Source organism: Vibrio sp. Vb0304, from assembly GCF_033338995.1.
Lineage (GTDB): Bacteria > Pseudomonadota > Gammaproteobacteria > Enterobacterales > Vibrionaceae > Vibrio > Vibrio alginolyticus.
Genome location: NZ_JAWOTT010000080.1, coordinates 1 through 1,692, shown reverse-complemented (window position 1 = coordinate 1,692; position 1,692 = coordinate 1). Strand labels below are relative to the sequence as shown.

The window sequence follows — 1,692 nt, the reverse complement described above, 5'->3', positions numbered from 1 at the left end:
CTGCTCCAGCGGCTGTTTACCATGAAATGCCTATTTCGAAGCCATCTATACCCGACCGCGGACATGGCGTGGCGACCAATCAGCATGGCCACGCGGTTGTTTTTGGTCGACGTCCTGGCTCTTTCTTTATGGTGTTCGACTATCGAACAGAGCAAATGCTCAAGTTGGAACTGGCAAAACCGGAGCGCCATTTTTACGGCCACGGCGTTTATTCTCACGATGGTCTTTATCTCTTCGCTACGGAAGGCGAAAGAGGCACTAGCCGAGGCATCATTGGTGTTTACGATGTTCAAAACCAATACCGAAAAATCGCTGAGTTATCGGGATTCGGCATTGGGCCTCATGAAGTGATCATGATGCCCGATGGCACGTTAGCGATTGGTGTGGGTGGAGTGCATACTAATGGCCGTGAGCCTTTGAATTTGGACAGCATGACGCCAAGCTTGAGCTACCTTTCGCAAAACGGCGAGTTGCTTGATCAAGTTGCGTTGCCGGATCATAAGCTGAGCATTCGTCATCTTGCGCATGATGGTTCAGAAACGGTGTTGTGCGGCCAGCAATATCGCGGAGAACCTGACGAATATCCTGCTTTGCTCGCCATGCATACGCGTGGAGGAGAGATGCAAACACTGCAAGCAGAACCTGAAGAATGGGCACGCTTTAATCACTATATAGCCAGTATTGCTGCAACCAATGATTGGATTTTAGCAACATCACCTCCGGGCAGTTGTTATGGCATTTGGTCTAAAGAAACGGGCAAGCTGGTGGAGCTGAATGCACTGCCAGATGCGTCTGGTGTGGTGATTTACGGCGATGAGTTTCGCGTCAGTTCTGGAGCGGGAAAAGTCGTTGAACAAAGACCTTCGCAATTCAAAAACGCATACGCAAGCGGTGTTCAATGGGACAATCATTGGTCACGAATTATTTAAAAAGTTCAATAAATAATCTCTTATTGAGAGATTTGTTGTCGATTTCGTCACCAGATTCTTAATTTTAAACCTGCAAGCTGTGAGATATTTGCCATACTTTTTTTATGGCAAGTAGCGCAAGGATCGTTTCAGTGTTTGCTAGGGTTTTAATAATGACGGCACTTATGGTGCCGTTTTGCAGCTTTTCTACCGTGGTTTCTCTCGATGCTTCTGCCCAAACGGAGCAAGAAGGGGCCGTAGAGCAGTTGTCTGTCGAAAAAATGATCCATTATCCAACGGTGATTGATCAACTTTATCAAAGTACGAATTACCGTTTGAATTGGGAAAATGAGAGCGATGTTGAACAGTTCATTTTTCAGATGAAGCTGGTCGCGCTTGCTGACGTTTCTAAAGAGTTTGACAACCAACTGCATCGTATTAACCAAGTAAGATGGAAAGGAGACAACCTTGACTTCGATTTGGTGATGACCGATTCCCTCCTTATGTACCTCAGCTATCTTGAGCAGGTTCCTCAAGAAGGCGTTAACTGGTTGTTTGCAAATAAAGCCCATGTGAGCTTTCCTGCGCCTAGTGTGGATACGCTATCTGTACTGAGCAATGAGATCACGGTAGGGAAGTTGGATCAGTTTTTAGCCAGCTTGCGATCGCCTTTGCAAACGGATGCCTCATTTAATACGGTATTTGCTTCGCTTTCTGAATTCTCGCAATATCAATATCCTTTCTATAAGCAAAAAGGTCTGTTGCGCGTCGGTGATCCGATAGA

Annotated in this window: 1 protein-coding gene and 1 pseudogene; both read left to right on the top strand. The window is 46.2% G+C overall.

The genetic code is table 11. The features are described from left to right. Nucleotides 1-929, top strand: a 929-nt coding sequence (locus R7P35_RS23905; RefSeq protein ID WP_318092811.1) for a DUF1513 domain-containing protein, incomplete at its 5' end; no start/stop codon positions are given. 152 nt (nucleotides 930-1,081) lie between these two features. Further along, nucleotides 1,082-1,692: pseudogene (locus R7P35_RS23900) on the top strand (murein L,D-transpeptidase); the annotation flags it as partial.